The sequence below is a fragment of the Mycobacterium sp. 1245499.0 genome (assembly GCF_001673615.1).
Taxonomy (GTDB): Bacteria; Actinomycetota; Actinomycetes; order Mycobacteriales; family Mycobacteriaceae; genus Mycobacterium; species Mycobacterium europaeum_A.
In genome coordinates this window covers 14115-37272 of sequence record NZ_LZMG01000327.1, presented here as the reverse complement: position 1 = coordinate 37272, position 23158 = coordinate 14115, and the positions used below count along the sequence as shown (strand labels likewise).

Annotated in this window: 20 protein-coding genes and 3 tRNA genes; 12 read left to right on the top strand and 11 right to left on the bottom strand. The window is 66.6% G+C overall.

Annotation, left to right across the window (positions count from 1 at the left end; genetic code table 11):
- Positions 1-374: 374 nt before the first annotated feature.
- Positions 375-833 (top strand): DinB family protein, encoded by a 459-nt coding sequence (locus A5646_RS20255; RefSeq protein ID WP_066861977.1) that lies wholly within the window; start codon positions 375-377, stop codon positions 831-833.
- A gap of 115 nt (positions 834-948) precedes the next feature.
- Here the strand turns inward: A5646_RS20255 and A5646_RS20250 are convergent, their stop codons facing one another.
- Together A5646_RS20250 and A5646_RS20245 are read right to left on the bottom strand one after the other, a co-directional pair.
- Entirely contained in the window at positions 949-1386 is a 438-nt protein-coding gene (locus A5646_RS20250; RefSeq protein ID WP_066878894.1) for an Imm63 family immunity protein, read from the bottom strand.
- Positions 1387-1482: 96 nt separating this feature from the next.
- Positions 1483-1565 (bottom strand) — tRNA-Leu (locus A5646_RS20245).
- A gap of 252 nt (positions 1566-1817) precedes the next feature.
- On the opposite strand from A5646_RS20245, the gene A5646_RS20240 reads away from it, so the two are divergent.
- The 7 genes from A5646_RS20240 (at position 1818) to pknB (ending at position 11608) form a co-directional block, all read left to right on the top strand.
- A complete protein-coding gene (locus A5646_RS20240) occupies positions 1818-3476 on the top strand; it encodes a DUF3662 and FHA domain-containing protein (RefSeq protein ID WP_066878896.1) in 1659 nt (552 codons plus the stop codon).
- Between the two features lie 124 nt (positions 3477-3600).
- A complete protein-coding gene (locus A5646_RS20235; RefSeq protein WP_007771646.1) occupies positions 3601-4068 on the top strand; it encodes an FHA domain-containing protein in 468 nt (155 codons plus the stop codon).
- Positions 4065-5570, top strand: a complete 1506-nt coding sequence (locus tag A5646_RS20230) for a PP2C family serine/threonine-protein phosphatase (RefSeq protein WP_066861784.1) — start codon at positions 4065-4067, stop codon at positions 5568-5570. Before A5646_RS20235 ends, A5646_RS20230 begins: the two co-directional genes overlap by 4 nt.
- A complete protein-coding gene (locus A5646_RS20225; RefSeq protein WP_066861786.1) occupies positions 5567-6976 on the top strand; it encodes an FtsW/RodA/SpoVE family cell cycle protein in 1410 nt (469 codons plus the stop codon). The genes A5646_RS20230 and A5646_RS20225 overlap by 4 nt, the downstream gene beginning before the upstream one ends.
- The gene (pbpA, locus tag A5646_RS20220; protein WP_067023784.1) at positions 6973-8451 is read left to right on the top strand and encodes a D,D-transpeptidase PbpA; all 1479 of its coding nucleotides are present in this window, start codon (positions 6973-6975) and stop codon (positions 8449-8451) included. Before A5646_RS20225 ends, pbpA begins: the two co-directional genes overlap by 4 nt.
- Entirely contained in the window at positions 8448-9731 is a 1284-nt protein-coding gene (locus A5646_RS20215) for a serine/threonine-protein kinase (RefSeq protein WP_066861792.1), read from the top strand. The genes pbpA and A5646_RS20215 overlap by 4 nt, the downstream gene beginning before the upstream one ends.
- Positions 9728-11608, top strand: coding sequence for a Stk1 family PASTA domain-containing Ser/Thr kinase (pknB, locus tag A5646_RS20210; RefSeq protein ID WP_066878898.1), 1881 nt, complete (start codon positions 9728-9730; stop codon positions 11606-11608). Before A5646_RS20215 ends, pknB begins: the two co-directional genes overlap by 4 nt.
- Here pknB and A5646_RS20205 read toward each other — a convergent pair.
- Complete coding sequence (locus A5646_RS20205; protein WP_066861798.1) at positions 11586-12272, bottom strand: aminodeoxychorismate/anthranilate synthase component II; 687 nt, start codon at positions 12270-12272, stop codon at positions 11586-11588. The genes pknB and A5646_RS20205 overlap by 23 nt on opposite strands.
- A gap of 48 nt (positions 12273-12320) precedes the next feature.
- Complete coding sequence (locus tag A5646_RS20200; protein ID WP_066861801.1) at positions 12321-13064, bottom strand: DUF881 domain-containing protein; 744 nt, start codon at positions 13062-13064, stop codon at positions 12321-12323.
- A 129-nt stretch (positions 13065-13193) separates the two neighbouring features.
- Between A5646_RS20200 and crgA the strand changes: the two genes are divergently transcribed.
- The gene (crgA, locus tag A5646_RS20195; RefSeq protein WP_066861804.1) at positions 13194-13475 is read left to right on the top strand and encodes a cell division protein CrgA; all 282 of its coding nucleotides are present in this window, start codon (positions 13194-13196) and stop codon (positions 13473-13475) included.
- Between the two features lie 155 nt (positions 13476-13630).
- On the top strand, positions 13631-14056 hold the full coding sequence (locus tag A5646_RS20190) for a PH domain-containing protein (protein WP_067023781.1): 426 nt from the start codon (positions 13631-13633) through the stop codon (positions 14054-14056).
- Between the two features lie 23 nt (positions 14057-14079).
- Here A5646_RS20190 and A5646_RS20185 read toward each other — a convergent pair whose 3' ends face one another.
- Positions 14080-14628, bottom strand: a complete 549-nt coding sequence (locus A5646_RS20185; protein WP_066861810.1) for a peptidylprolyl isomerase — start codon at positions 14626-14628, stop codon at positions 14080-14082.
- A gap of 160 nt (positions 14629-14788) precedes the next feature.
- Between A5646_RS20185 and cwsA the strand changes: the two genes are divergently transcribed.
- A complete protein-coding gene (gene cwsA / locus A5646_RS20180) occupies positions 14789-15223 on the top strand; it encodes a cell wall synthesis protein CwsA (protein ID WP_066878905.1) in 435 nt (144 codons plus the stop codon).
- Between the two features lies 1 nt (position 15224).
- Here cwsA and A5646_RS20175 read toward each other — a convergent pair whose 3' ends face one another.
- Positions 15225-16439 carry a cytochrome P450 gene (locus A5646_RS20175; RefSeq protein ID WP_067023778.1) on the bottom strand — a complete coding sequence of 405 codons (1215 nt, stop codon included), beginning with the start codon at positions 16437-16439 and terminating at the stop codon, positions 15225-15227.
- Between the two features lie 196 nt (positions 16440-16635).
- On the opposite strand from A5646_RS20175, the gene A5646_RS20170 reads away from it, so the two are divergent.
- Positions 16636-17199: a TetR/AcrR family transcriptional regulator gene (locus tag A5646_RS20170; RefSeq protein WP_067023776.1), complete on the top strand. Its 564-nt coding sequence runs from the start codon at positions 16636-16638 to the stop codon at positions 17197-17199.
- A gap of 4 nt (positions 17200-17203) precedes the next feature.
- Here A5646_RS20170 and A5646_RS20165 read toward each other — a convergent pair.
- From A5646_RS20165 to gyrB, 5 genes are all read right to left on the bottom strand, one after another.
- A tRNA-Ala gene (locus tag A5646_RS20165) sits at positions 17204-17276 on the bottom strand.
- A 148-nt stretch (positions 17277-17424) separates the two neighbouring features.
- Positions 17425-17498: transfer RNA gene (locus tag A5646_RS20160), tRNA-Ile, on the bottom strand.
- Positions 17499-17569: 71 nt separating this feature from the next.
- Complete coding sequence (locus A5646_RS20155; RefSeq protein ID WP_067023773.1) at positions 17570-18463, bottom strand: DUF3566 domain-containing protein; 894 nt, start codon at positions 18461-18463, stop codon at positions 17570-17572.
- Positions 18464-18541: 78 nt separating this feature from the next.
- Positions 18542-21061 (bottom strand): DNA gyrase subunit A, encoded by a 2520-nt coding sequence (gene gyrA, locus A5646_RS20150; RefSeq protein ID WP_066861826.1) that lies wholly within the window; start codon positions 21059-21061, stop codon positions 18542-18544.
- A gap of 50 nt (positions 21062-21111) precedes the next feature.
- The gene (gene gyrB, locus A5646_RS20145; RefSeq protein ID WP_066861829.1) at positions 21112-23145 is read right to left on the bottom strand and encodes a DNA topoisomerase (ATP-hydrolyzing) subunit B; all 2034 of its coding nucleotides are present in this window, start codon (positions 23143-23145) and stop codon (positions 21112-21114) included.
- Between the last annotated feature and the right edge of the window lie 13 nt (positions 23146-23158).

Genomic DNA, 23158 nt, shown 5'->3' with positions numbered 1-23158 from the left:
CCAATCAAATCGTTTGTGACCGTGACGGATTCGCGATTCAGGGGGCGGTCATCATGGCGGATACTGACCAATTGATCTTCGAGGGTGCGGGGCACAGGGGGATTGGAGAAGGTCATATGCGGGGACCATACCGCGCTGATTTAGGTAAGGCTACCCTCACCACAAAGTGTGGGTTGTGTCACCGTCGTCGCCGGCGCCCGCCAGAATGAGTTGCGACCCCGTCGCGACGCTTCCTATTACTCACGGCGACAACGCTTTTACGCCCGGTCGCGTAGCTCCTGCCGGGGTGGCTATTTTGCCCGAATGCCCCGGAGCCGGTCTGAAATGATGGTCTTGTGCCTGACCCCTGCGCCCACTGTGGATTCACCTACGACCTGCGGTGCGCCGTAACCGCCGCCGACGACACGCGCGGCCGCGCGGCGGAAGTTGTTGCGCTTCTGTGTAATAACGGCGTCGACGTGCGGCGGCGTCCGCGGCCGGACGTATGGTCTCCGCTGGAGTACGCGTGTCATCTGCGAGATGTGCTGCTCGTGCAGCGCGAACGGGTGCTTGCAGCCCGGCGCGTCAACGGCGCCGACTGCGCGCCCATGGGTCGCGAGGAGCGCGCGGAGCACGAGGGGTACAACGAGCAGGACCCCACCGCGGTCGCCCGTCAACTCACCGACGCCGCAGCGCTATTCGGCAATGTGCTGACGCGGCTCTCCGCCGCGGACTGGGATCGCACGGTCGTCTATCACTATCCCGAGACCAGTGAGCGGTCGTTGCGCTGGGTCGCCGTGCACACCGTGCACGAACTGCAGCATCACCTCCTCGACATCCGGCGCCAATTCTGAGCCCCGGCGGGCAGGAAACCCGCTGGGCCGCCGAATCGCCCGGTTCTACGGTGCAGTAAGGACGCGTTGCGGCGGTACTGGGCCGAGGCGGACCGGTCACGATCTAGCGGCTTTATCAACCGTTTCGTTCGGGGATGTCGGGCAACAGCTCGACATCTGCATATAGTCCCCAACCCCGGAGTTCTGCCGCGGTTTCACGCACGCAGCGCTTGGCCCATCGTGGGTTGAGTCGGTTCAGCAGCTCATACTGCTTTGCCCACAGCAATCTGCGGGAGTCCTGCTGAGGGGCGCTGTGCCGGGCGGCGAAGAATCCGCCGACATCGAAGGCGGCATCTTTGGCGAACCAATAGAGCGCCTCGTCGATGTCACCGACACGGTCGAATTTTTGCCTACCGCGCTCCCAGTAGTCGTAGTGATACCGGCCGTCGTCATCGATGTAGATGTTGCGGTCGTCGTTCTTCAACACGATGCCGACCTCGATTGCTGGAGCGTTCAGCATCGCTGCGAGGCGATTGACCTCGGCCTGCAATCGGGCAATCCTGCCATCGCCCATGGCGCCCGACTTTACGTCGCGCCGGCACATCCACCCCCACGCACGAAAAAAGTCACGACCTCTTGCGAGGCCGTGACTTTTCGTCGAACCGCTCTGTGGGCGAAGGGGGACTTGAACCCCCACGTCCCGAAGGACACTGGCACCTGAAGCCAGCGCGTCTGCCATTCCGCCACTCGCCCGGAAAAACAACCGATGGACCATATCACTCTAATGGCCCGATCCCCGAACCGCCGCAGCGGGCCCGCACAACGTCCCGCGCGCGCACCCGTTCGCCGGGAATGCGCTGAGCTGGGCCGATGCAGTTCTCACGATTTCGAAAGTGCCGCGGCGGCACGATGTCCCGATACCATGCGGGAGTGATCCAGCACCGGGGTGATTCGTTTGCCGTCCACCGGCAATACCTCATGGCAAGTGCACGCGAACGGTAGGACATGAGTAGCCAACGGGGGCTGGTTGCGCGGATCGAGCGCAAACTCGAGGCGACGGTAGACAATGCCTTCGCCCGGGTATTCGGTGGATCGATCGTTCCGCAAGAGGTCGAAGCCCTGTTATGCCGCGAAGCGCGCGATGGGGTGCAGAAGCTCCACGGAAATCGCCTTTTGGCCCCCAACGAATACATCATTACCCTCGGTATGCACGACTTCGAGAAGGTGAGCGCCGATCCGGATCTCACGTCGAGCGCTTTCGCGAGGTACTTGGCTGACTACATCCACGAACAGGGGTGGCAAACGTATGGTGAGGTGGTCGTCCGGTTCGAGCAGTCGACGAACCTGCACACCGGCCAGTACCGCGCCCGTGGTGCTGTCAACCCTGATGTTCAGCCCCGCCCGACGGTCGACGACCCCGTCCGGCCACAATCAAATAACGCGTTCGGCGAAGAACGAGGAGTAGCAGCAATGACTGACAATTCTGGCTACCGCGGGGCTCAGGGGCCGGGGCGGCCCGGCGACGAGTACTACGACGACCGCTACGGGCGTCCCCAGGACGAGGCGCGCGGTGGCCCGGACCAGCAGGGCGCACCCGACCAGCGGGGTGGATACCCGCCCGAGCAGGGGGGCGGCTATCCACCCCAGCAGGGCTACCCGCCGCCCCGGCATCCCGAGCAGGGCGGCTACCCGGACCAGGGCGGCTACCCCGATCAGGGGCATGGTGGCTACCCGCCTCAGCAGGGTTACCCAGACCAGCGCGGCTACCCCGACCACCAGGGTCAGGGCGGCTATCCCCCTCAGCAGGGTTACCCAGACCAGCGCGGCTACGCCGAACAGGGACAGGGCGGTTACCCGCAGTCCTATGAGCAGCGTCCGCCCGCCCCCGGCGGCTACGGCGGCCAAGGCTACGACCAGGGGTATCGGCAGGGCGGCGGCTACGGCCCGCCCGGCGGTCCGCAGGGCGGCGGTCAGCAGGGCTACGGCGGATACGGCGATTACGGTCGGGGTCCGGCCCGCCAGGACGAGGGCGGCTACGCCCCGCCGGAGCAGCGCCCGGCCTACCCCGAGCAGGGCGGTGGCTACGACCAGGGCTACCAGCAGGGCGGCGGATACGGCCGCCAGGACTACGGCTCGAGCGAGTACACCCAGTACTCCGAACCCGTGCAGGGCGGCACGTACGGCGGTCAGGGCGGCGGCTACCCCGAGGCGGCCAGCCCCGAGTACGAGTACGGCCAACAGGCGGAGTACGGCCAGCCGGCGGAATACGGCCAGCAGGCCGACTATGGGCAGCAGGCCGACTACGGCCAGCCCGCCGACTACGGCCAAGCCGCGGGCGGTTACGGCGGCTACGGCCAGGGCGGCTACGGCGCCGGCGGGACCACGATCACCCTGCAGCTCGACGACGGCAGCGGTCGCACCTATCAGCTTCGCGAGGGCTCCAACATCGTGGGCCGCGGCCAGGACGCTCAGTTCCGGTTGCCCGACACCGGCGTGTCACGCCGTCACCTCGAGATCCGCTGGGACGGACAGGTCGCGCTGCTCTCGGATCTGAATTCGACCAACGGCACCACGGTGAACAACGCACCGATTCAGGAGTGGCAGCTCGCCGACGGCGACGTGATCCGCTTGGGCCATTCGGAGATCATCGTCCGGATCCACTAAGCCACTGGGCTTAACGCTGCCGTGCTTCGCCCCGTGTCGACCGCCGTCCAAGTATCGTGACGTAGCCGATGTGCTCGGAGTCACGGGCACCAGGGATGCGACGTTAGGACGGAAAGGACGCCAGATGCAGGGACTGGTACTGCAGCTGACGCGCGCCGGATTTTTGATGCTGCTGTGGGTATTCATCTGGTCCGTGCTGCGGATCCTTCGGACAGACATCTACGCGCCCACCGGTGCTGTCATGGTGCGACGGGGATTGGCTTTGCGCAGCACGCTGCTACCTTCTCGTCAGCGCCGGCATGCGGCCCGTTATCTGGTGGTCACCGAAGGGGCGCTGGCAGGCGGACGCATCACACTGAGCGGACAGCCGGTACTGATCGGACGGGCCGACGACTCCACGCTGGTGCTCACCGACGACTACGCCTCGACGCGGCACGCCCGGCTGTCTCAGCGCGGCTCGGAGTGGTACGTCGAGGATCTAGGATCGACCAACGGTACTTACCTTGACAGGGCGAAGGTGACGACTGCGGTACGAGTTCCAATCGGAACGCCGATTCGGATCGGCAAAACGGCGATCGAGTTGCGCCCGTGACACTGGTTCTGCGATACGCCGCGCGCAGTGATCGCGGCCTGGTCCGCGCCAACAACGAAGACTCGGTCTATGCCGGCGCGCGACTGCTCGCGCTGGCCGACGGCATGGGTGGTCACGCCGCCGGGGAGGTGGCGTCCCAGCTGGTCATCGCCGCGCTGGCCCACCTCGACGACGACGAGCCGGGCGGCGACCTGCTGGCCAAGCTCGACCATGCGGTCCGCTCCGGCAACGCGGCCATCGCCGCGCAGGTCGAAGCCGAACCAGAGCTGGAGGGGATGGGCACCACCCTCACCGCCATCCTGTTCGCCGGCGACCGCATCGGGTTGGTGCACATCGGCGACTCGCGTGGCTACCTGCTGCGCGACGGTGAGCTCACCCAGATCACCAAGGACGACACGTTCGTCCAGACCTTGGTCGACGAAGGCCGGATCACCCGGGAAGAGGCCCACAGCCACCCGCAGCGGTCGTTGATCATGCGGGCGCTGACCGGTCACGAGGTGGAGCCGACGTTGACCATGCGCGAGGCGCGCGCCGGCGACCGTTATCTGTTGTGCTCCGACGGGTTATCGGATCCAGTCAGCGACGAGACCATCCTCGAGGCGCTGCAGATCCCCGACGTCGCCGAGGCCGCCTACCGCCTCATCGAGTTGGCGTTGCGCGGCGGCGGCCCGGACAACGTGACGGTGGTGGTCGCCGACGTGGTCGACTACGACTACGGGCAGACCCAGCCGATCCTCGCCGGGGCGGTGTCGGGCGACGAGGATCAGATGACCCTGCCCAACACCTCCGCCGGACGCGCCTCGGCGATCCGGCCGCGCGACGAGTCTGCCAAACGCGTTGCGCCGCAACCGGAAACACCGAATCGGCCGCGTTGGTCGCGCCGGAAGATGTTCCTGGCGGTCGGGCTGGCGGTGCTGTTGGTATTCGCCGGCCTCACCGTTGGATGGTGGGTCATCCAGCGCAACTACTACGTCGCGGAATACAGCGGCAAAATCTCCATCGTCCGCGGGATCCAGGGCACCCTGTTGGGCGTCCCGTTGCAGCAGCCCTACCTGGTGGGCTGCCTCAACACCCGCAACGAGCTGTCCCTGGTCAGCTACGGCCAATCCGGCCACTCCAACTGCCAGCTGATGACGCTGCAAGACCTGCGCCGCCCGGGACAGGTGCAGGTGCAAACCGGGCTGCCGGGCGGCAGCCTGGACCAGGCCGAATCGCAACTGCGGCAACTGCTGGCGGAATATCTGCTGCCGATCTGTCCGCCCCCGCGCGCCACGTCGCCGCCCGGATCGCCGGCCCCCCGCAGCGGAACACCAGAATCCGGCACCACCGCATCACCAGCACCGCCGACCTCCAGCTCTTCGAGCGCCAGCCCCCCACCGAGCACGAGCGCCAACGGCCCCGCGAACTCTGCGCCGGCAGGTCCGACGACCACGTCGCAGACAGTCACCGCGCTTCCCGGGCCGCCACTTCAACCAGGCATCGATTGCCGGACGGTGGCATGACGACACAGCTTCAGCCGCCGGTCGCGGTCACCCCCCCGTTGCCCACCCGGCGCAACGCCGAGTTGCTGCTGCTGGGCTTCGCCGCACTGATCACCGTCGCCGCGCTGCTGATAGTCGAAGCCAACCAAGAGCGCGACCTGCACTGGACCGCCATCAGCTACGGGCTGGTGTTCCTTGTCGTCTTCGGGTCCGCACACATGGCCATCCGGCGCTTCGCGCCCTACACCGACCCGCTGCTGTTGCCAATTGTGGCGTTACTCAACGGTCTTGGCCTAGTGATGATTCACCGCCTCGATCTGGTCACCAATCAGCTCAGCGGCCGGCACCACCCCAGCGCGACCCAGCAGATGCTGTGGACCCTGATCGGCGTGGTGACCTTCTCCCTGGTGGTCACGTTCTTGAAGGACCATCGGCAACTGGCGCGCTACGGCTACATCTGCGGACTGGTCGGCCTGATCTTTTTGGTGATCCCCGCCCTGTTGCCGGCATCGCTGTCCGAACAGAACGGCGCCAAGATCTGGATTCGCTTGCCCGGCTTCTCAATTCAGCCCGCCGAGTTCTCCAAGATTCTGCTGCTCATCTTCTTCTCTGCAGTGCTGATCGCCAAGCGCGGCCTGTTCACCAGCGTCGGTAAGCATTTCATGGGTTTGACGCTGCCCCGCCCCCGCGACCTCGCGCCCCTGCTGGCGGCGTGGGTGATCTCCGTCGGCGTGATGGCCTTCGAAAAGGACCTCGGCACTTCGCTATTGCTGTACACGTCGTTTCTGGTGGTGGTGTACCTGGCCACCCAGCGCTTCAGTTGGGTGGGCATCGGCCTGGTCCTGTTCGTCGCGGGAAGCGTTGTCGCGTATTACATTTTCGCCCACGTTCGGGTGCGGGTGCAGATGTGGTGGGACCCGTTCTCCGACCCCGACGGCAGCGGCTACCAGATCGTCCAGTCGCTGTTCAGTTTTGCCACCGGCGGCATCTTCGGCACCGGCCTCGGTAACGGCCAGCCGGACACCGTGCCCGCCGCCTCGACCGACTTCATCATCGCCGCGTTCGGCGAAGAGCTCGGGCTGGTGGGCCTGGCCAGCATTCTGATGCTCTACACCATCGTCATCGTGCGCGGGCTGCGCACGGCCATCGCCACCCGCGACAGCTTCGGCAAGCTGTTGGCCGCAGGTCTGGCGTCGACGCTGGCGCTTCAGCTGTTCATCGTCGTCGGCGGCGTAACCCAGCTCATTCCGCTGACCGGGTTGACCACGCCGTGGATGTCCTACGGCGGCTCGTCCTTACTGGCGAACTACGTGCTGCTGGCAATCCTGGTGCGCATCTCGCACAGCGCCCGTCGTCCCTTGCGCACCCGCGCACGCAACCAGCCGTCGATCGCGGCGGCCGGCACCGAGGTGATCGAGAAAGTATGAACGCCTCCCTGCGCCGGATCTCGGTGACCGTGATGGCGTTGATCGTGTTGCTTCTGATCAACGCCACGATGACGCAGGTCTTCGCCGCCGATTCGCTGCGTGCCGACCCGCGCAACCAGCGGGTCCTACTCGACGAGTATTCACGCCAGCGCGGCCAGATCGTGGCCGGCGGCCAGCTGTTGGCCTACTCGGCCGCCACCGACAACCGCTACCGCTTCCTGCGCGTCTACCCCAACCCCGCAGTGTACGCGCCGGTCACCGGTTTCTACTCGCTGCGCTATTCCAGCACCGGTCTGGAACGCGCCGAGGATCCGCTGCTGAACGGCTCCGACGAGCGGCTGTTCGGGCGCAGGCTGGCCGATTTCTTCACCGGGCGCGATCCACGCGGCGCAAACGTCGACACCACGATCAAGCCGCGGGTCCAGCAGACCGCCTGGGACGCGATGCAACAGGGCTGCGGCGGTCCGCCCTGCAAGGGCGCCGTGGTCGCCCTCGAGCCGTCGACCGGCCGGATCTTGGCGATGGTGTCGTCGCCGTCGTACGACCCCAACCTGCTGTCGTCGCACGATCCCGAGGTGCAGGCGCAGGCCTGGCAGAAGTTGCGGGACGACCCGGACAATCCGCTGGCCAACCGGGCCATCTCGGAGACCTACCCGCCCGGGTCCACCTTCAAAGTGATCACCACCGCGGCCGCGCTGCAGGCCGGTGCCTCCGACACCGAGCAGCTGACCGCCGCCCGTTCGATTCCGCTACCCAACAGCACCGCCACTTTGGAGAACTACGGTGGGGAGTCGTGCGGAAACGAGCCGACGGTGTCGCTGCAGCAGGCGTTCGCCCTGTCCTGCAACACCGCCTTTGTCCAGCTCGGGCTCCTCACCGGATCCGACGCGCTGCGCAACATGGCGCACTCGTTCGGGCTGGACAGCACGCCCAGCGTCATCCCACTGCAGGTCGCGGAGTCGACCATCGGGATCATTCCGGACGCCGCGGCGCTGGGCATGACGAGCATCGGGCAGAAGGATGTCGCTATGACACCCCTGCAAAACGCCGAGATCGCCGCGACCATCGCGAACGATGGGGTGACGATGCAGCCCTACCTGATCGACAGCCTCAAGGGGCCCGACCTGACCACCATCAGCACCACAGCACCCTATGAGCAGCGGCGCGCCGTGTCGCCGCAGGTCGCCGCTAAGCTAACAGAGCTGATGGTCGGCGCCGAGAAGGTCGCACAGCAGAAAGGGGCCATTCCCGGCGTGCAGATCGCATCGAAGACTGGTACCGCAGAGCATGGCAGCGATCCGCGGCACACCCCGCCGCACGCGTGGTACATCGCGTTCGCGCCCGCGCAGACCCCGAAGATCGCCGTGGCGGTGTTGGTGGAGAATGGCGCCGACCGCCTGTCCGCGACGGGGGGTGCACTCGCCGCGCCGATCGGACGGGCTGTGATCCAGGCTGCGCTACAGGGAGGACCATGAGCCCGCGAGTTGGTGTGACGCTGTCTGGCAGATACCGCCTTCAGCGCCTGATCGCCACCGGCGGCATGGGTCAGGTGTGGGAGGCGGTGGACAGCCGGCTGGGCCGGCGCGTCGCGGTCAAGGTCCTCAAGCAGGAGTTCTCCCAGGACCCGGAGTTCATCGAGCGGTTCCGCGCCGAAGCGCGCACCACCGCCATGCTCAACCACCCCGGCATCGCCGCCGTCCACGACTACGGCGAGAGCCAGCTCGACGGGGAGGGCCGGACCGCCTACCTGGTGATGGAGCTGGTCAACGGTGAGCCGCTGAACTCGGTGCTCAAGCGCACCGGCCGACTGTCGCTGCGGCACGCGCTGGACATGCTCGAGCAGACCGGTCGGGCCCTGCAGGTTGCGCACGCGGCCGGCCTGGTGCACCGCGACGTCAAACCCGGAAACATCCTGATCACCCCCACCGGCCAGGTGAAGATCACTGACTTCGGTATCGCCAAGGCCGTCGACGCCGCACCGGTGACCCAGACCGGGATGGTGATGGGGACCGCCCAGTACATCGCGCCCGAACAGGCCCTGGGTCACGACGCCACCCCGTCCAGCGACGTGTACTCGCTGGGAGTCGTTGGCTACGAGGTTGTTTCGGGCAAGCGGCCGTTCACCGGCGACGGCGCCCTGACCGTGGCGATGAAGCACATCAAGGAACCGCCGCCGCCACTGCCCGCGGAGCTGCCGCCCAACGTGCGCGAACTGATCGAGATCACGCTGGTGAAGAACCCCGCGATGCGCTATCGCAGCGGGGGGCCGTTCGCCGACGCCGTGGCCGCGGTGCGCGCCGGCCGTCGGCCGCCGCGGCCCAGCCAGTCACCGCCTCCGGGCCGCGCATCGCCGGCGGCCATTCCGTCCAGCCCCACCACCCGCGCCGCCGCGGTGTCGCCGGGCCGCAGTGCCGCACCCCGCCGGTCGCGGCCGACCACGGGCGGCCATCGCCCGCCGCCGGCCAGGCGGACCTTCTCGTCGGGCCAGCGGGCCCTGCTGTGGGCCGCCGGGGTACTCGGCGCGCTCGCGATCATCATCGCGGTGCTCATCGTCATCAACTCGCGGGCGGACCAGCAGCAACAGCCGCCGACCGTGACCGATACCGGAACCCCACCCGCGTCCGCGCCGCCGGCGAGCAAGACGCCGAGCGGTTCGGGGGCACAGCCCGGCATGCGGCTCAATTGGCCGGATAACGGGACAATAGGGACTTCCGGCTTCCACCACGCGCCGGCCCGACACGGAACACCGCAATGACCACGCCGCAGCACCTGTCCGACCGCTATGAACTGGGCGAAATCCTCGGCTTCGGGGGTATGTCCGAGGTTCACCTGGCCCGCGACGTCCGCTTGCATCGCGATGTCGCGGTCAAGGTGCTGCGCGCGGATCTGGCCCGCGACCCCAGCTTCTACCTTCGCTTCCGGCGCGAGGCGCAAAACGCCGCCGCGTTGAATCACCCGTCGATCGTCGCCGTCTACGACACCGGCGAGGCCGAGACGCCCACCGGGCCGCTGCCCTACATCGTGATGGAGTACGTCGACGGCGTCACCCTGCGCGACATCGTGCACACCGATGGGCCGCTGCCGCCGCGGCGGGCCATCGAGATCATCGCCGACGCGTGCCAGGCGCTGAACTTCAGCCACCAGAACGGCATCATCCACCGCGACGTCAAGCCGGCCAACATCATGATCAGCACCACCAACGCGGTCAAGGTGATGGACTTCGGCATCGCCCGCGCGATCGCCGACAGCGGCAACAGCGTCACCCAGACCGCCGCGGTGATCGGAACCGCGCAGTACCTGTCCCCCGAACAGGCCCGCGGCGATACGGTCGACGCGCGTTCCGACGTGTACTCCCTGGGCTGCGTGCTCTACGAAATCCTCACGGGTGAACCGCCTTTCACCGGGGACTCGCCCGTTGCCGTTGCGTACCAACATGTTCGGGAAGACCCGGTCCCGCCCTCGCAGCGGCACGACGGCATCTCCGCCGACCTCGACGCCGTGGTGCTCAAGGCGCTGGCCAAGAATCCCGACAACCGCTATCAGACGGCGGCGGAGATGCGGGCCGATCTGATCCGGGTGCACAACGGCGAGAGGCCCGAAGCTCCCAAGGTGCTCACCGACGCCGACCGCAGCTCGCTGCTGTCCTCGGGGCCCGCCGGCGTCGGCCCGACGCGCACCGACCCGCTGCCGCGTCAGGTTCTCGCCGACGCGGGCGAGGACCGCAGCGTCGGTTCGGTCGGCCGCTGGATTGTCGCAGTGGCCGCGTTGGCCGTCCTGACGATCGTTGTCGTCATTGCTTTCAACACCTTTGGGGGCAGCGCCCGGGACGTCCAGGTGCCCGACGTGCGTGGGCAGGTGTCCGCCGATGCCATCGCGGCGCTGCAGAACCGGGGGTTCAAGACCCGCACATTGCAAAAGCCGGATTCGACGATCCCGCCCGATCACGTCATCGGTACCGACCCGGGCGCCAACGCGTCGGTCAATGCGGGCGACGAGATCACCATCAACGTCTCCACCGGCCCCGAACAGCGCGAGGTGCCCGACGTGTCCTCGCTGAGCTACGCCGACGCGGTCGCCAAGCTGAAGGCTGCGGGCTTCAGCAAGTTCAAGCAGGCCAACTCGCCGTCGACCCCGGAATTGCTGGGCAAGGTGATCGGGACCAACCCACCGGCCAACCAGACGTCGGCGATCACCAATGTCGTCACCCTCATCGTCGGCTCCGGGCCCGAGACAAAGCAGGTCCCCGACATCGCCGGCCAGACCGTGGACATCGCGCAGAAGAACCTGACCGTCTACGGCTTCAGCAAGGTCACCCAGGTGCAGGTGGACAGTACCCGCCCGGCCGGCGAGGTGATCGGCACCAATCCGCCCAAGGGCCAGATGATTCCGGTGGACTCGGTGATCGAGCTGCAGGTGTCCAAGGGCAACCAGTTCGTCATGCCCGACCTGTCCGGCATGTTCTGGACGGACGCCGAACCGCGGCTACGGGCGCTGGGCTGGACGGGCATCCTGGACAAGGGCGCCGACGTCGACGCCGGCAGCTCCCAATCGCATCGGGTGGTGTATCAGAACCCGCCGGCGGGCGCCGGGGTCAACCGCGACGGCATCATCACGCTGAAGTTCGGTCAGTAGCCGTCGGATCGGCCGGGAAATACGGCCGCACCGCGGCGTGCACGTCATTCTCGAGCCGGCGCACCAACGTGTCGTCGCGCTCCCACCCGCAATCGGCGAGCCAGTTCGCCAGCATGCGGTGGCCGCCCTCGGTGAGGATCGACTCCGGGTGGAACTGGACGCCGTGGATCGGTAAATCGGTGTGCCGCACGCCCATGATCACGCCGCTCGGGGTGTGGGCCGTAACCTGCAGCACCGGCGGCAGCGACTCGGGCAGGATGGTCAGCGAGTGGTAGCGGGTTGCGGTGAACGGATCCGGAAGACCTTGCAGCACACCGGCATTGGTGTGATGGACGCTGCTGGTCTTACCGTGCAGCAGTTCGGGGGCGCGGTCGACGGTGGCGCCGAATGCGACGCCGATGGCCTGGTGCCCCAGGCAGACCCCGAGCAGCGGCGTCCGCTCGGCGGCACAGGCACGAACCATCGGAATCGAGGCGCCCGCGCGTTCCGGGGTGCCCGGCCCCGGACTGAGCAGCACCCCGTCGAACTGCCGGGCGACGGCGGCCTGATCGGCGAGCCGGGTGTCGTCGTTGCGCCAGACTTCGGCGTCCACACCCAGCTGACCGAGGTACTGCACCAGGTTGAACACGAAGCTGTCGTAGTTGTCGACAACCAAGATCCGCATCGTGTCAGGTTACCGTCCGCGGCCGCCGGTGTAGCTGGTCAGTGGACGTCAGTAGCCGATGGGGCCGTTGGGCTGCGCGAAATGCAGCCGGTCGGGCTCGGCATGACCGACGACCTGCACGTCGGACTTCACCTGTTCGTCGTAGCCGAGGCCGAAGCGGACCACGTATTGCTTGTACAGGAGCACCAGCGGAGCGGCTGCCAGGGCGGCTTGCATGGCCGCCGCGTTGCCGATCGCCGTGATCGTGTACGGCGGGCTGTAGGTCCGCCCGTTGAGCAGCAGCGTGTTGCCGACGCAGCGCGGCACCGACGTGGCGATGATCCGCTGGTCTTGCATCTGGATCGCCTCGGCGCCGGCGCTCCACAGCGCGTTGAGCACGGCCTCGATGTCTTGCTGATGCACCACCAGGTCGTCGGGGGAGGCGTCGCGCGGGAAGCGACCGTTGGCGTCGCGCTGGGCGTCGGCCAGCGTGACCACCAGGCCCGGCCCGTGCACCGGGCTCATCCCCGCCTCGCCCGCGAGTTGCGTGGAACGCCGCAGCATGGCCGACAGTGCGGCGTCCGAGGAGCGGCCGTGCGCGGCATCGATCTTGGCGGTCAGTTGCTCGCGTTGGGCGCTGAGACGGTTCACCGACGACTGCGTCTCACGGACCAGGTCCACCAGGCGCGGGGCGTCGCTGCGGCGGATTTCGGCGCCGCCGGAGACTCCGTGGGTTGCGGCGAGCAACAGGCCGGCCAGCAGACACACCACCGGGACGCCGAAGCGCCATGGCGACCGGCGCGTCTGGATCATCGAGTCTCCATTTCCTGGTCACCGTCCCAGGTGAGTTAGTCTCGTAGCCAAGCTATGGGTGCGACTGCACTGTTTATCGTTGCACCCCGTCCCGCTCACCGTGTCGTTGAGGTAATCCGCGAGGTAATCATGCCCAAGTCCAAGGTCCGCAAGAAGAACGACTTCACCGTCGGCGCGGTCAGCCGCACGCCGGTGAAAGTCAAGGTCGGGCCGTCGAGCGTGTGGTTCGTCGCGCTGTTCATCGGTCTCATGCTGATCGGCCTCGTCTGGCTGATGGTGTTCCAGCTGGCCGCCGTCGGGAGCCAGGCCCCGGCCGCCCTGAACTGGATGGCGCAACTGGGTCCGTGGAACTATGCGATCGCGTTCGCTTTCATGATCACCGGTTTGTTGCTCACGATGCGCTGGCACTGAGCGGGATGGTCGGTGTAATGAATTCATTTCCGGGTTGATTTGGTACGGCGTCAGCAACTTTCCGGCCACCCAATCACACGCGTGTGATTTATCCCCACTGTTGATAGCTGATGTGGATAACTGCATAGCCGGTGGTGGGAGGGGTTAAGGACTGCATGCAGCAAACACAATGGCAGCCGCACACGGCGGGAATCGCTGGTTGTGGAGCCGCGGGCGTTTTGATGGCTATCGCGGCTGTGACCGTGGTCACAGACCCGCCCGGGCGGATTCTGGCGGGCGTTGCCGCGGCGGGTCTGCTCTTGTTTGCCGGCGTGTCGTGGCACGCGCGTCCCAAGCTGGCAATCACAACCGGCGGGCTGATGCTGCGCGGCTGGTTCCGAACGCAGGTATTGCAGCATTCCGGCATCAAGATCATCCGCATCATGGAGTTTCGCCGCTACGGGCGCAAGGTGCGGTTACTCGAGGTCGAGACCGCCGACGGCGACCTGGTGCTGTTCTCCCGATGGGACCTCGGGACGGACCCGGTGGAGGTGCTCGACGCGCTCACCGAAGCCGGCTACGCGGGCCGCCAGCAGCCCTGAGCGGCCCGCGGCTGGTGCCGGGTTCAGGAGATGGTGATCGACTCGATGACGACCGGCTCGGTCGGACGGTCGTTGCCGTCGGTGCTCGTCGTGGAGATGGCGTCGACGACCTTTTGCGACTCCGGATCGGTCACTTCGCCGAAGATCGTGTGGCGCCGGTTCAGGTGCGGGGTCTGCCCGACGGTGATGAAGAACTGCGAGCCGTTGGTGCCGGGGCCCGCGTTGGCCATCGCCAGCAGGTAGGGCTTGTCGAATTGCAGTTCGGGGTGGAACTCGTCGGCGAACTTGTAACCAGGGCCGCCGCGACCGGTTCCGGTCGGGTCGCCACCCTGAATCATGAAGCCCCGGATCACCCGGTGGAAGACCGCGCCGTCATAGAAGGGGCCCGAAGAGCCTCCCGATGCGTTCTGCGTCGAGTACTCCTTGGTGCCCTGCGCCAGGCCAACGAAGTTGGCAACGGTCTTGGGCGCGTGGTTTCCGAAGAGGGCGACCTTGATGTCGCCGCGGTTGGTGTGGAGCGTCGCGGTAGCAGTCTGAAAGGGGCTGTTGGTCACGGCATGAGAGTCTGCCACTACGGGTGGGCGTTGCCGCACGCGGTGTCACCCAACGCGGACCGTCATCGAAATCGCCGCGCGCACGCACGACCGACGACGACGTCCCTATGCTGGCAGTCTGTTCAGTTACCCGGTCGGTGTCACGGCCGGCTCGTTCCACGGGACAGAAAGGCGACAGATGAGCGCGAAGGCGGATTCCCGGCTGACGCCGCGGCAGCGATTGGCCCGCGGCCTGAGCTATTCGGCGCAGGGACCGGTAGACCTCACCCGTGGGGTGGTCGGCCTGAGTGTCCAGTCCGCGCAGTCGACCGCGGCGCAGCTGCGCCGCCGGTATCAAGAGGGGCGGCTGGCCCGGGACCTCGCCGCGGCCCAGGAGACCCTTGCCCAGGAGCTGGCCGCCGCACAGGAAGTGGTGACGAGCCTGCCCCAGGCCCTGCAGGACGCACGGCGCGCGCAGCGTCGTGGCAAGCGCCCCTTGGTCTTCGCGGGTGTCGCCGTCGCCGTCCTCGCCGGCGGCGCCGCGGCGTTCAGCATCATCCGGCGCTCGGTGCGGGCGAAGCCCCAGGATCCCCAGTCGCGGCCGCCCAGCGTCGAGGTGCAGCCGCGGCCCTAGATCACCGCACAGCCAGCTGAAGCCGTTCGCGGCGACGGACCAGGACGCTCGGCAGCCATTCGCCGACGTCGGTCGCATCGATCCATGAAGTGCGCTCGAGCAGCATCCGCAGCACGATGTGGGCCTCCAAGCGGGCCAGCGCGGCACCCACGCAGAAATGCACGCCCTTACCGAAACTCACGTGGCCCTTGGCGGACGCGCGATCGAGCCGAAACTCGTTCGGATCCACGAAGTGTGTCGGGTCGCGGTTCGCCGCTCCCCACATCAGTAACAAGTGCGCGCCGGCCGGCACCTCGACCCCACCCAGCGTGGTGTCGCGCCACACGTGGCGGTAATGGCCGCGAAACGGCGACTCAAAGCGCAGCGTCTCTTCGATGAAACTACTTAGCAATTGCGGGTTTTCGCGAAGCTGCTGCTGGATCCCGGGGCGATCGGCAAGGATCCAGGCCGCGCTGCCGAGCAGCGACGCCGTCGATTCTCCCGCGGCACTGAAGAGGGTGAGCATGATGCCGAGCGCTGGCAGCTGTTCAAGTTCACCCGATGTGCAGCGCGCTGCCAGATCGGCGATCAGACCGTCTTCACTGTTGTCGCTTGCCTTTTCGAAGTGCTCGAGGACATAGCCGGAGAGTTCCATTGCGGCGACTCCGGCCGCTGTGAGCTGGTCGGGTGTGACGATCCCGTCGAGCAAGGTGGTGGTGGCGTAGCCGAGCCGAATGAGCCTGTCGACATCATCGTCGGGCAGCCCCAACAGTTTGCAGACCACCATCATCGGCAACCGGTTGGCGACCGCGCTCATCCACTCGATCTGACCGTCGCGCAGGTTCTGCTCCCAGAGAAGGTCCGCGGTCTGTGCGGCGAATTCTTCAATGATCCGAACACGTTTGGCCGACAAATGGGGTAGCAGGATCTTCCGGTGCATCGCATGAATCGGGTCGTCCGCGGTGGCCAATGTATGCATCGAGGCTCCCGGCGGTCCCATATCGAACGGTGTAACGCTGCCGTCCTCGTGAAACACCATGGTCGCCGTGAGGTTCGACGAAAAGTCGCCTACCCGATCGACGGCCTCAAGCACCGCGTCCCAACCGCATACCGCGTAGAAGACGGAGTCGCCGATGCGGTGCACCGGCGCCTCGGCGCGCATCCGGTCATACAGCGGGTACGGGTCCTGGATCGCCTCGCTGCCGAAGAATCGGATCGCCTTGTCCAACACGGCCATGCGTTTCAGGCTCGATGCAGCTCACCGGCGGGTCAATGGCATGCGGGAAAGTTGAGGAACGTTCGCGGCTCGCGGCCGAACGCGGCGGGCGGCGCCCACCCGTCGCCAGCAGCAACTTCGGCTGAGAAATCTGCGGAGTGAATTCTCGGCCTGAGAAAAGCGTTTCCGTAGCCCGCAGGCGGTGCAGCATGGACGGATGACTGGGAGTGATTGGTTGGTGGGCCGCGACCGCGGTAGTGAAGCCGCCGAACGGATCTATACCGCGGCGGCCGACCTCATCGCCCGCCGGGGATACGAGGATTTTTCGATCGAAGCCCTGGCCGCCCGGGTGCACTGCTCACCGGCGACGATCTATCGCCATGCCGGCGGCAAGGCGACGATCCGCGACGCCGTGATCCGCATCCAGGCCGCCCGCATCGTGGACACCACCCGTGATGCCATCGAGGACCTTCGAGGCCCCCAGCGGGTCGTGACCGCCACCATCATGGCGCTCGAACGGCTGCGCTCCGATCCGCTGGCCCAGCTCATGCGCTCGATCCACGCCGCCCCGGTCAGCGACTGGGTCATCAACTCACCGATCGTGACGGCCCTGGCCGCCGAGATGCTGGGGCCCGAGCACGACGATCCGCTGGCGGCGCAGTGGCTGATCCGCGTCTTCCTGGCGCTGTGGGGCTGGCCCCTCAAAGATGCCGCCGCCGAGCGGGCCCTGGTGGAACGCTTTCTCGGATCGTCCTACGCGGGAGCCGGGGAAGGGGCGTGACTTGTGGAGCCTAGGGGAATCGAACCCCTGACACCCGCCTTGCAAAGGCGGTGCTCTACCAACTGAGCTAAGGCCCCTCATCGTGACTGGGTGGTTGACCTTGGTCATCCACAGCCACGTGCCAGACCTCGACTCCGCGTCGGGACCACGCCACCGCTGCCAATACGGCGATAAGTCCCAGCGGCAGTGCGAGTCTTACGCAACGTCTTGACGGGCACATGGTTGTGGGCCTAGGAGGACTCGAACCTCCGACCTCTTCGTTATCAGCGAAGCGCTCTAACCGCCTGAGCTATAGGCCCGTACTCGCGTACGGCCGAGCGACGAGATTACCGCACTCCCCGCCCGACTCCCAAAAACGCAGCGTCCACTGCTAGTCCCGATCCGCCAACGTCACCTCGACACCGCCGATCAGATCGGTGGTCAGGTTGTAGACGAACGCAGCGATGGTGGCCATCGCGGTCAGCAACACGATGTTGACCAGCCCGATCAGGACCGCGCCGCCGAAAATCGTGCCGCTGGACACCAGTTCGCCGCTGCTGCCGCTGGTGTTGTTGAGCAGGTCACCGACGTTGCTGTTCAACTTCGACCACACGCCCATGCCGCCGAGCACCAGGTAGAGGAACGCGACGGCGATCATCCAGACGAAGAACAGCGCCACCGAGAGCAGCAGCGACACCTTCAGGGTGCTCCACGGATCGATGCGGCGGATCTGCATGCTGGCCCGCACCGGGCCCCGCGTTCGCCGTGACACCTGCACCCGGTTGTCCCGGTTATCCCGGCCTTCCCGGCTTTCGGCGGTGGCCGACCGTCCGGACCCCGACGCGCTCGGCGACTCGGCGGGGCGCTCGGGCGCGGGTTTGCGGTGCGGGCCGCGCGGCACTCCACCGGACAGGTCCGGCAACTCGCTCGCGTAGGCCTCGGTCGCAGAGGTCTCGGCGCGGGCGGGCGCGCGCTCAGGCTCCTTGGCGTGCGCCGGAGCGCCGGCGCCGGGCGCCGCGGTGCCGGAGATGAAGCGGTTCAGCCGGGCCTCGACGCCGCCGGCCTGGCCCGAGGGCCGCTTCTCGGTGGGCGGTTCGTTATGCCGAGGCCCCGGCTGCTGGGGTCGGGTGCCGCCGCGCTGCCACGGTGGCCCGTCCCCACCGTCTTGGGCGCGGCCACCCGGTGCCGGTGGCGCCGCGCGGCGCACACCGGCTCGCTCAACCGAACCATCCCCGTTGGGGGCATCCCCCTTTTTGGGGGCGCCCGGCTCGTTCGGTGAGGTCACCCCGACTCCTTAGGTCTCCTACTCGGCCCGCCACGCGGCCCGACCGTCATCGGGCTGAGTCTAGTGGCTCGCTACCGACTAGCTGTCCGACTCCGTGGCACCGTCGATTTCCTCGACGACTTCGTCCGCGTTCGCCTCGGCGTTGCGGGCGATGGCCAGCAGCGTGTTCTCTTCACCGAGGTTCATCAGGCGCACGCCCTTGGTCTGCCGTCCCGCCTTGCGGACCTGGCCCGCTGCGGTGCGGATGACGCCGCCTCCCGAGGTGATCGCGTACAGCTCGCTGTCCTCATCGACAATCAACGCACCAACCAGCCTGCCACGCCGGCGGTCGTACATCACCGTCAGGACGCCCTTGCCGCCGCGGCCCTGCACCGGATATTCCTCGATCGCGGTGCGCTTGGCATACCCACCAGACGTTGCCACCAGCAGATAGGTTCCCTCGCGGACCACGTTGAGCGACAACAGGTAGTCGTCAGCGTTGAACCGCATGCCCTGCACACCCGAGGTGGCTCGGCCCATCGGCCGCAGCGCATCGTCGGTCGCCGAGAACCGGATGGACTGGCCGTTGGCCGAGACCAACAGCAGGTCCTCGTCGGCGGAGCAGAGCACCGCGCCGACGAGCTCGTCGTTGTCGCGCAGGTTGATCGCCACGATTCCGCCCGAGCGGTTGGAGTCGAAGTCGGTCAGCTTGGTCTTCTTCACCAGCCCGTTGCGGGTGGCCAGCACCAGGTACGGGGCATCCTCGTAACCGCGGATCTGGATGACCTGGGCGATGCGCTCCTCGGGTTGGAACGCCAGCAGGTTGGCGACGTGCTGACCGCGCGCCGTTCGCGACGCCTCCGGCAGTTCGTACGCCTTGGCCCGGTAGACCCGGCCCTGGGTGGTGAAAAACAGGATCCAGTCGTGCGTGGAGCACACGAAGAAGTGCCGCACGATGTCGTCCTGCTTCAGGCCGGCGCCCTGCACACCCTTGCCGCCGCGTTTCTGGCTGCGGTACAGGTCGGTCTTGGTGCGTTTGGCGTAACCGGTCTCGGTGATGGTGACGACGACGTCCTCGCGGGCGATCAGGTCCTCGTCGTTGACGTCACCGTCGGCGGCGATGATCCGGGTCCGGCGCTCGTCGCCGTGCTTGTCGACGATCTCGGCGAGCTCGTCGTGCACGATGCGGCGCTGCCGCTCCGGCTTGGCCAGGATGTCTTCCAGGTCCGCGATCTCGGCTTCGATCTTGGCCAGGTCGTCGACGATGCGCTGGCGCTCCAGGGCGGCCAGCCGGCGCAGCTGCATGTCCAGGATCGCCTGGGCCTGGATTTCGTCGATGTCCAGCAGCTCGATCAGGCCGGCCCGGGCGATCTCCACGGTCTCCGACGCGCGGATCAGGGCGATCACCTCGTCGAGCGCGTCGAGCGCTTTGACCAGACCGCGCAAGATGTGCGCGCGCTCGTTGGCCTTGCGCAACCGGTAGGTGGTGCGCCGGACGATCACGTCGAGTTGATGCGCGACGTAGTGGCGGATCATCTGGTCGAGGCGCAGCGTGCGCGGCACCCCGTCGACGATCGACAACATGTTCGCCCCGAAGCTGGTCTGCAGCTGGGTGTGCTTGTAGAGGTTGTTCAGCACCACCTTGGCGACGGCGTCGCGCTTGATCTCCACCACGATGCGCAGGCCGACGCGGTCGCTGGACTGGTCTTCGATGTTGGAGATGCCGGCCAACTTGCCGTCGCGCACCTGCTCGGCGATCGAGGTGATGAAGTTGTCGTGGTTCACCTGGTAGGGCAACTCGGTGATCACCAGCGAGGTGCGGCCGCGTGAATCCTCTTCTACCTCAACGACTCCGCGCATCCGGATCGACCCGCGGCCGGTGGTGTACGCATCGTGGATGCCTTGTGATCCGACGATCAGACCGTGGGTGGGGAAGTCCGGACCCTTGACCCGCTCGCAGACCGCGGCCAGCGTCGCCTCTTCATCGGCTTCGTGATTGTCCAGGCACCAGTAGACGGCTTCGGCCAGCTCGCGCAGGTTATGCGGGGGGATGTTGGTCGCCATTCCCACGGCGATACCGCCCGAGCCGTTGGCCAGCAAGTTGGGGAACCGGCTCGGCAGCACGGTCGGCTCCTGCACACGACCGTCGTAGTTGGGAATGAAATCGACTGTCTCCTCGTCGATTTCGCGCAGCATCTCCATCGCGAGCGGGGTCAGTCGCGCCTCGGTGTACCGCATGGCGGCCGGCGGGTCGTTACCGGGCGAGCCGAAGTTGCCCTGGCCGTCGACGAGCGGATAGCGCAGCGACCACGGCTGCGCCATGCGCACCAGCGTGTCGTAGATCGACGCGTCGCCGTGCGGGTGATAGTTACCCATCGTCTCGGCGACCGACCGCGCCGACTTCGCGTGGCTGCGATCCGGGCGGAACCCGGAGTCGTACATCGCATAGAGCACCCGACGGTGCACCGGCTTGAGACCGTCGCGCACCTCGGGCAGCGCGCGGCCCACGATCACGCTCATCGCGTAATCGATGTAGCTGCGCTGCATCTCCTGCTGGATGTCGACCGGTTGGATCCGGTCGACGGAGTCGTCGCCAGGCGGCAGCGTGGTGTCAGTCATGAATTCCTCGTTGGTCGGTCAACGGTGGCCGGTCTGAATCGCTCAGCCGTCTAGACATCTAAGAAGCGAACGTCCTTGGCATTACGGGTGATAAAGCTGCGGCGCGCGTCGACGTCCTCGCCCATCAGGATGGAGAACAGCTCGTCGGCGGCCGCGGCGTCGTCGAGTGTGACTTGGCGCAGCACTCGGACGCTGGGATCCATTGTGGTTTCCCACAATTCCTTGGCGTCCATTTCGCCAAGACCCTTGTAACGCTGGATACCGTCGTCCTTGTTAATCTTCTTGCCCGCCTTCTGGCCGGCCTCCAGCAAGCCGTCACGCTCGCGGTCGGAGTAGGCGAATTCGGGATCGCTGCGTTGCCATTTCAGCTTGTACAGCGGCGGCTGCGCCAAGAACACGTGCCCGTGTTCGATCAGCGGTCGCATGAAACGGAACAGCAGCGTCAGCAACAATGTCGAGATGTGCTGACCGTCGACATCCGCGTCGGCCATCAGCACGATCTTGTGGTAGCGCAGCTTGGCGATGTCGAACTCGTCGTGGATGCCGGTGCCCAGCGCGGTGATGATCGCCTGGACCTCGGTGTTCTTCAGAACCCGGTCAATGCGGGCCTTTTCGACGTTGATGATCTTGCCGCGCAGCGGCAGGATGGCCTGGAACATCGAGTCGCGGCCGCTCTTGGCCGAGCCGCCCGCCGAGTCGCCCTCCACCACATACAGTTCCGACTTGCGCGGATCGGTGGAGCGGCAGTCGGCGAGCTTGCCGGGCAGCCCGCCGAGATCCGTTGCGCTCTTGCGGCGCACCAACTCTCGTGCTTTGCGGGCGGCGATGCGGGCCTGCGCCGACGACACCGCCTTGTTGACCACGACCTTGGCGTCCGCGGGGTTGGCTTCGAACCAGTGCGTGAGTTGTTCGTTGCAGACCTTCTGCACGAAGGACTTCACCTCGGTGTTGCCCAGCTTGGTCTTGGTCTGGCCCTCGAACTGCGGCTCGCTGACCTTGACCGAGATCACCGCGGCCAGGCCTTCGCGGATGTCATCGCCGGTGAGGTTGGGGTCCTTGTCCTTGAGCAGCTTCTTGTCTTTGGCGTACTTGTTGACCACTGTCGTCAGCGCGCTGCGGAAGCCCTCCTCGTGCGTGCCGCCCTCGTGGGTGTTGATGGTGTTGGCGAAGGTGTGCACCGACTCCGAGTAGCCGCCGTTCCACTGCATCGCGATCTCGACCTCGTGGCCGGGACCCTTGCCGTCGAAGTCGATGATGCTCTGCTGGATCGGGCTCTTGGTGCGGTTGATGTGTTTGACGAAGTCGACCAGGCCACCGGGGTAGTGGAAGGTGCGGTGCTTAACCTTATGTGGCGCAGTGGATTCCGCGGCCTTCTCCTCCGCCGACTTGGGCGCTTCGGCGGTGTCGCTGACGACCTCGTCGACCACCTCTTCGTTGCTCACCCGTTCGTCGGTGAGGTTGATGGTCAAACCCTTGTTGAGGAAGGCCATTTCCTGCAGCCGGCGCGCCACCGTCTCGAAGTCGTATTCGGTGGTCTCGAAGATTTCCGGGTCGGCCCAGAACCGGATCGTGGTGCCGGTGCGCTTGGTCGCCTCGCCCTGTTTGAGGGTGCCGGGGACCGCGCGGTCGTAATACTGCGACCATTCGTGGCCGTCGCGGGCGATGTCGACCTCGAGCCGGGTCGAGAGCGCGTTGACCACCGACACACCGACACCGTGCAGACCACCACTGACGTTGTAACCGCTGTTCTCGCCGCCGAATTTGCCGCCCGCATGCAGCTGCGTCATCACGACGTCGACGGTGGGGGCACCGGTGGCGTGCATCGCGACCGGAATACCGCGCCCGTTGTCGGAGACCTCTACGCTGCCGTCGTCGAGAATCCGGACGTCGACCTTGTCGGCGTAGCCGGCCATCGCCTCGTCGACCGAGTTGTCCACCACCTCCCAGATGAGGTGGTGCAGACCACGCTCACCCGTGGACCCGATGTACATACCGGGGCGTTTGCGGACGGCCTCGAGGCCCTCGAGCACGGTGATCGCTGAAGCGCCGTAATCGTCTTGTGCCTTCTTCTTCTGGGCAGCCACGGTCGGAATGCTC

Coding starts and splice junctions, on each gene's coding strand:
- A5646_RS20250 (WP_066878894.1), bottom strand. CDS start 1,386: ATGGGCGATGGCAGGATTGCCCGATTGCAGGCCGAGGTCAATCGCCTC.
- A5646_RS20240 (WP_066878896.1), top strand. CDS start 1,818: ATGAGTAGCCAACGGGGGCTGGTTGCGCGGATCGAGCGCAAACTCGAG.
- A5646_RS20235 (WP_007771646.1), top strand. CDS start 3,601: ATGCAGGGACTGGTACTGCAGCTGACGCGCGCCGGATTTTTGATGCTG.
- A5646_RS20225 (WP_066861786.1), top strand. CDS start 5,567: ATGACGACACAGCTTCAGCCGCCGGTCGCGGTCACCCCCCCGTTGCCC.
- pbpA (WP_067023784.1), top strand. CDS start 6,973: ATGAACGCCTCCCTGCGCCGGATCTCGGTGACCGTGATGGCGTTGATC.
- A5646_RS20215 (WP_066861792.1), top strand. CDS start 8,448: ATGAGCCCGCGAGTTGGTGTGACGCTGTCTGGCAGATACCGCCTTCAG.
- pknB (WP_066878898.1), top strand. CDS start 9,728: ATGACCACGCCGCAGCACCTGTCCGACCGCTATGAACTGGGCGAAATC.
- A5646_RS20205 (WP_066861798.1), bottom strand. CDS start 12,272: ATGCGGATCTTGGTTGTCGACAACTACGACAGCTTCGTGTTCAACCTG.
- A5646_RS20200 (WP_066861801.1), bottom strand. CDS start 13,064: ATGATCCAGACGCGCCGGTCGCCATGGCGCTTCGGCGTCCCGGTGGTG.
- crgA (WP_066861804.1), top strand. CDS start 13,194: ATGCCCAAGTCCAAGGTCCGCAAGAAGAACGACTTCACCGTCGGCGCG.
- A5646_RS20190 (WP_067023781.1), top strand. CDS start 13,631: ATGCAGCAAACACAATGGCAGCCGCACACGGCGGGAATCGCTGGTTGT.
- cwsA (WP_066878905.1), top strand. CDS start 14,789: ATGAGCGCGAAGGCGGATTCCCGGCTGACGCCGCGGCAGCGATTGGCC.
- A5646_RS20175 (WP_067023778.1), bottom strand. CDS start 16,439: ATGGCCGTGTTGGACAAGGCGATCCGATTCTTCGGCAGCGAGGCGATC.
- A5646_RS20170 (WP_067023776.1), top strand. CDS start 16,636: ATGACTGGGAGTGATTGGTTGGTGGGCCGCGACCGCGGTAGTGAAGCC.
- gyrA (WP_066861826.1), bottom strand. CDS start 21,061: ATGACTGACACCACGCTGCCGCCTGGCGACGACTCCGTCGACCGGATC.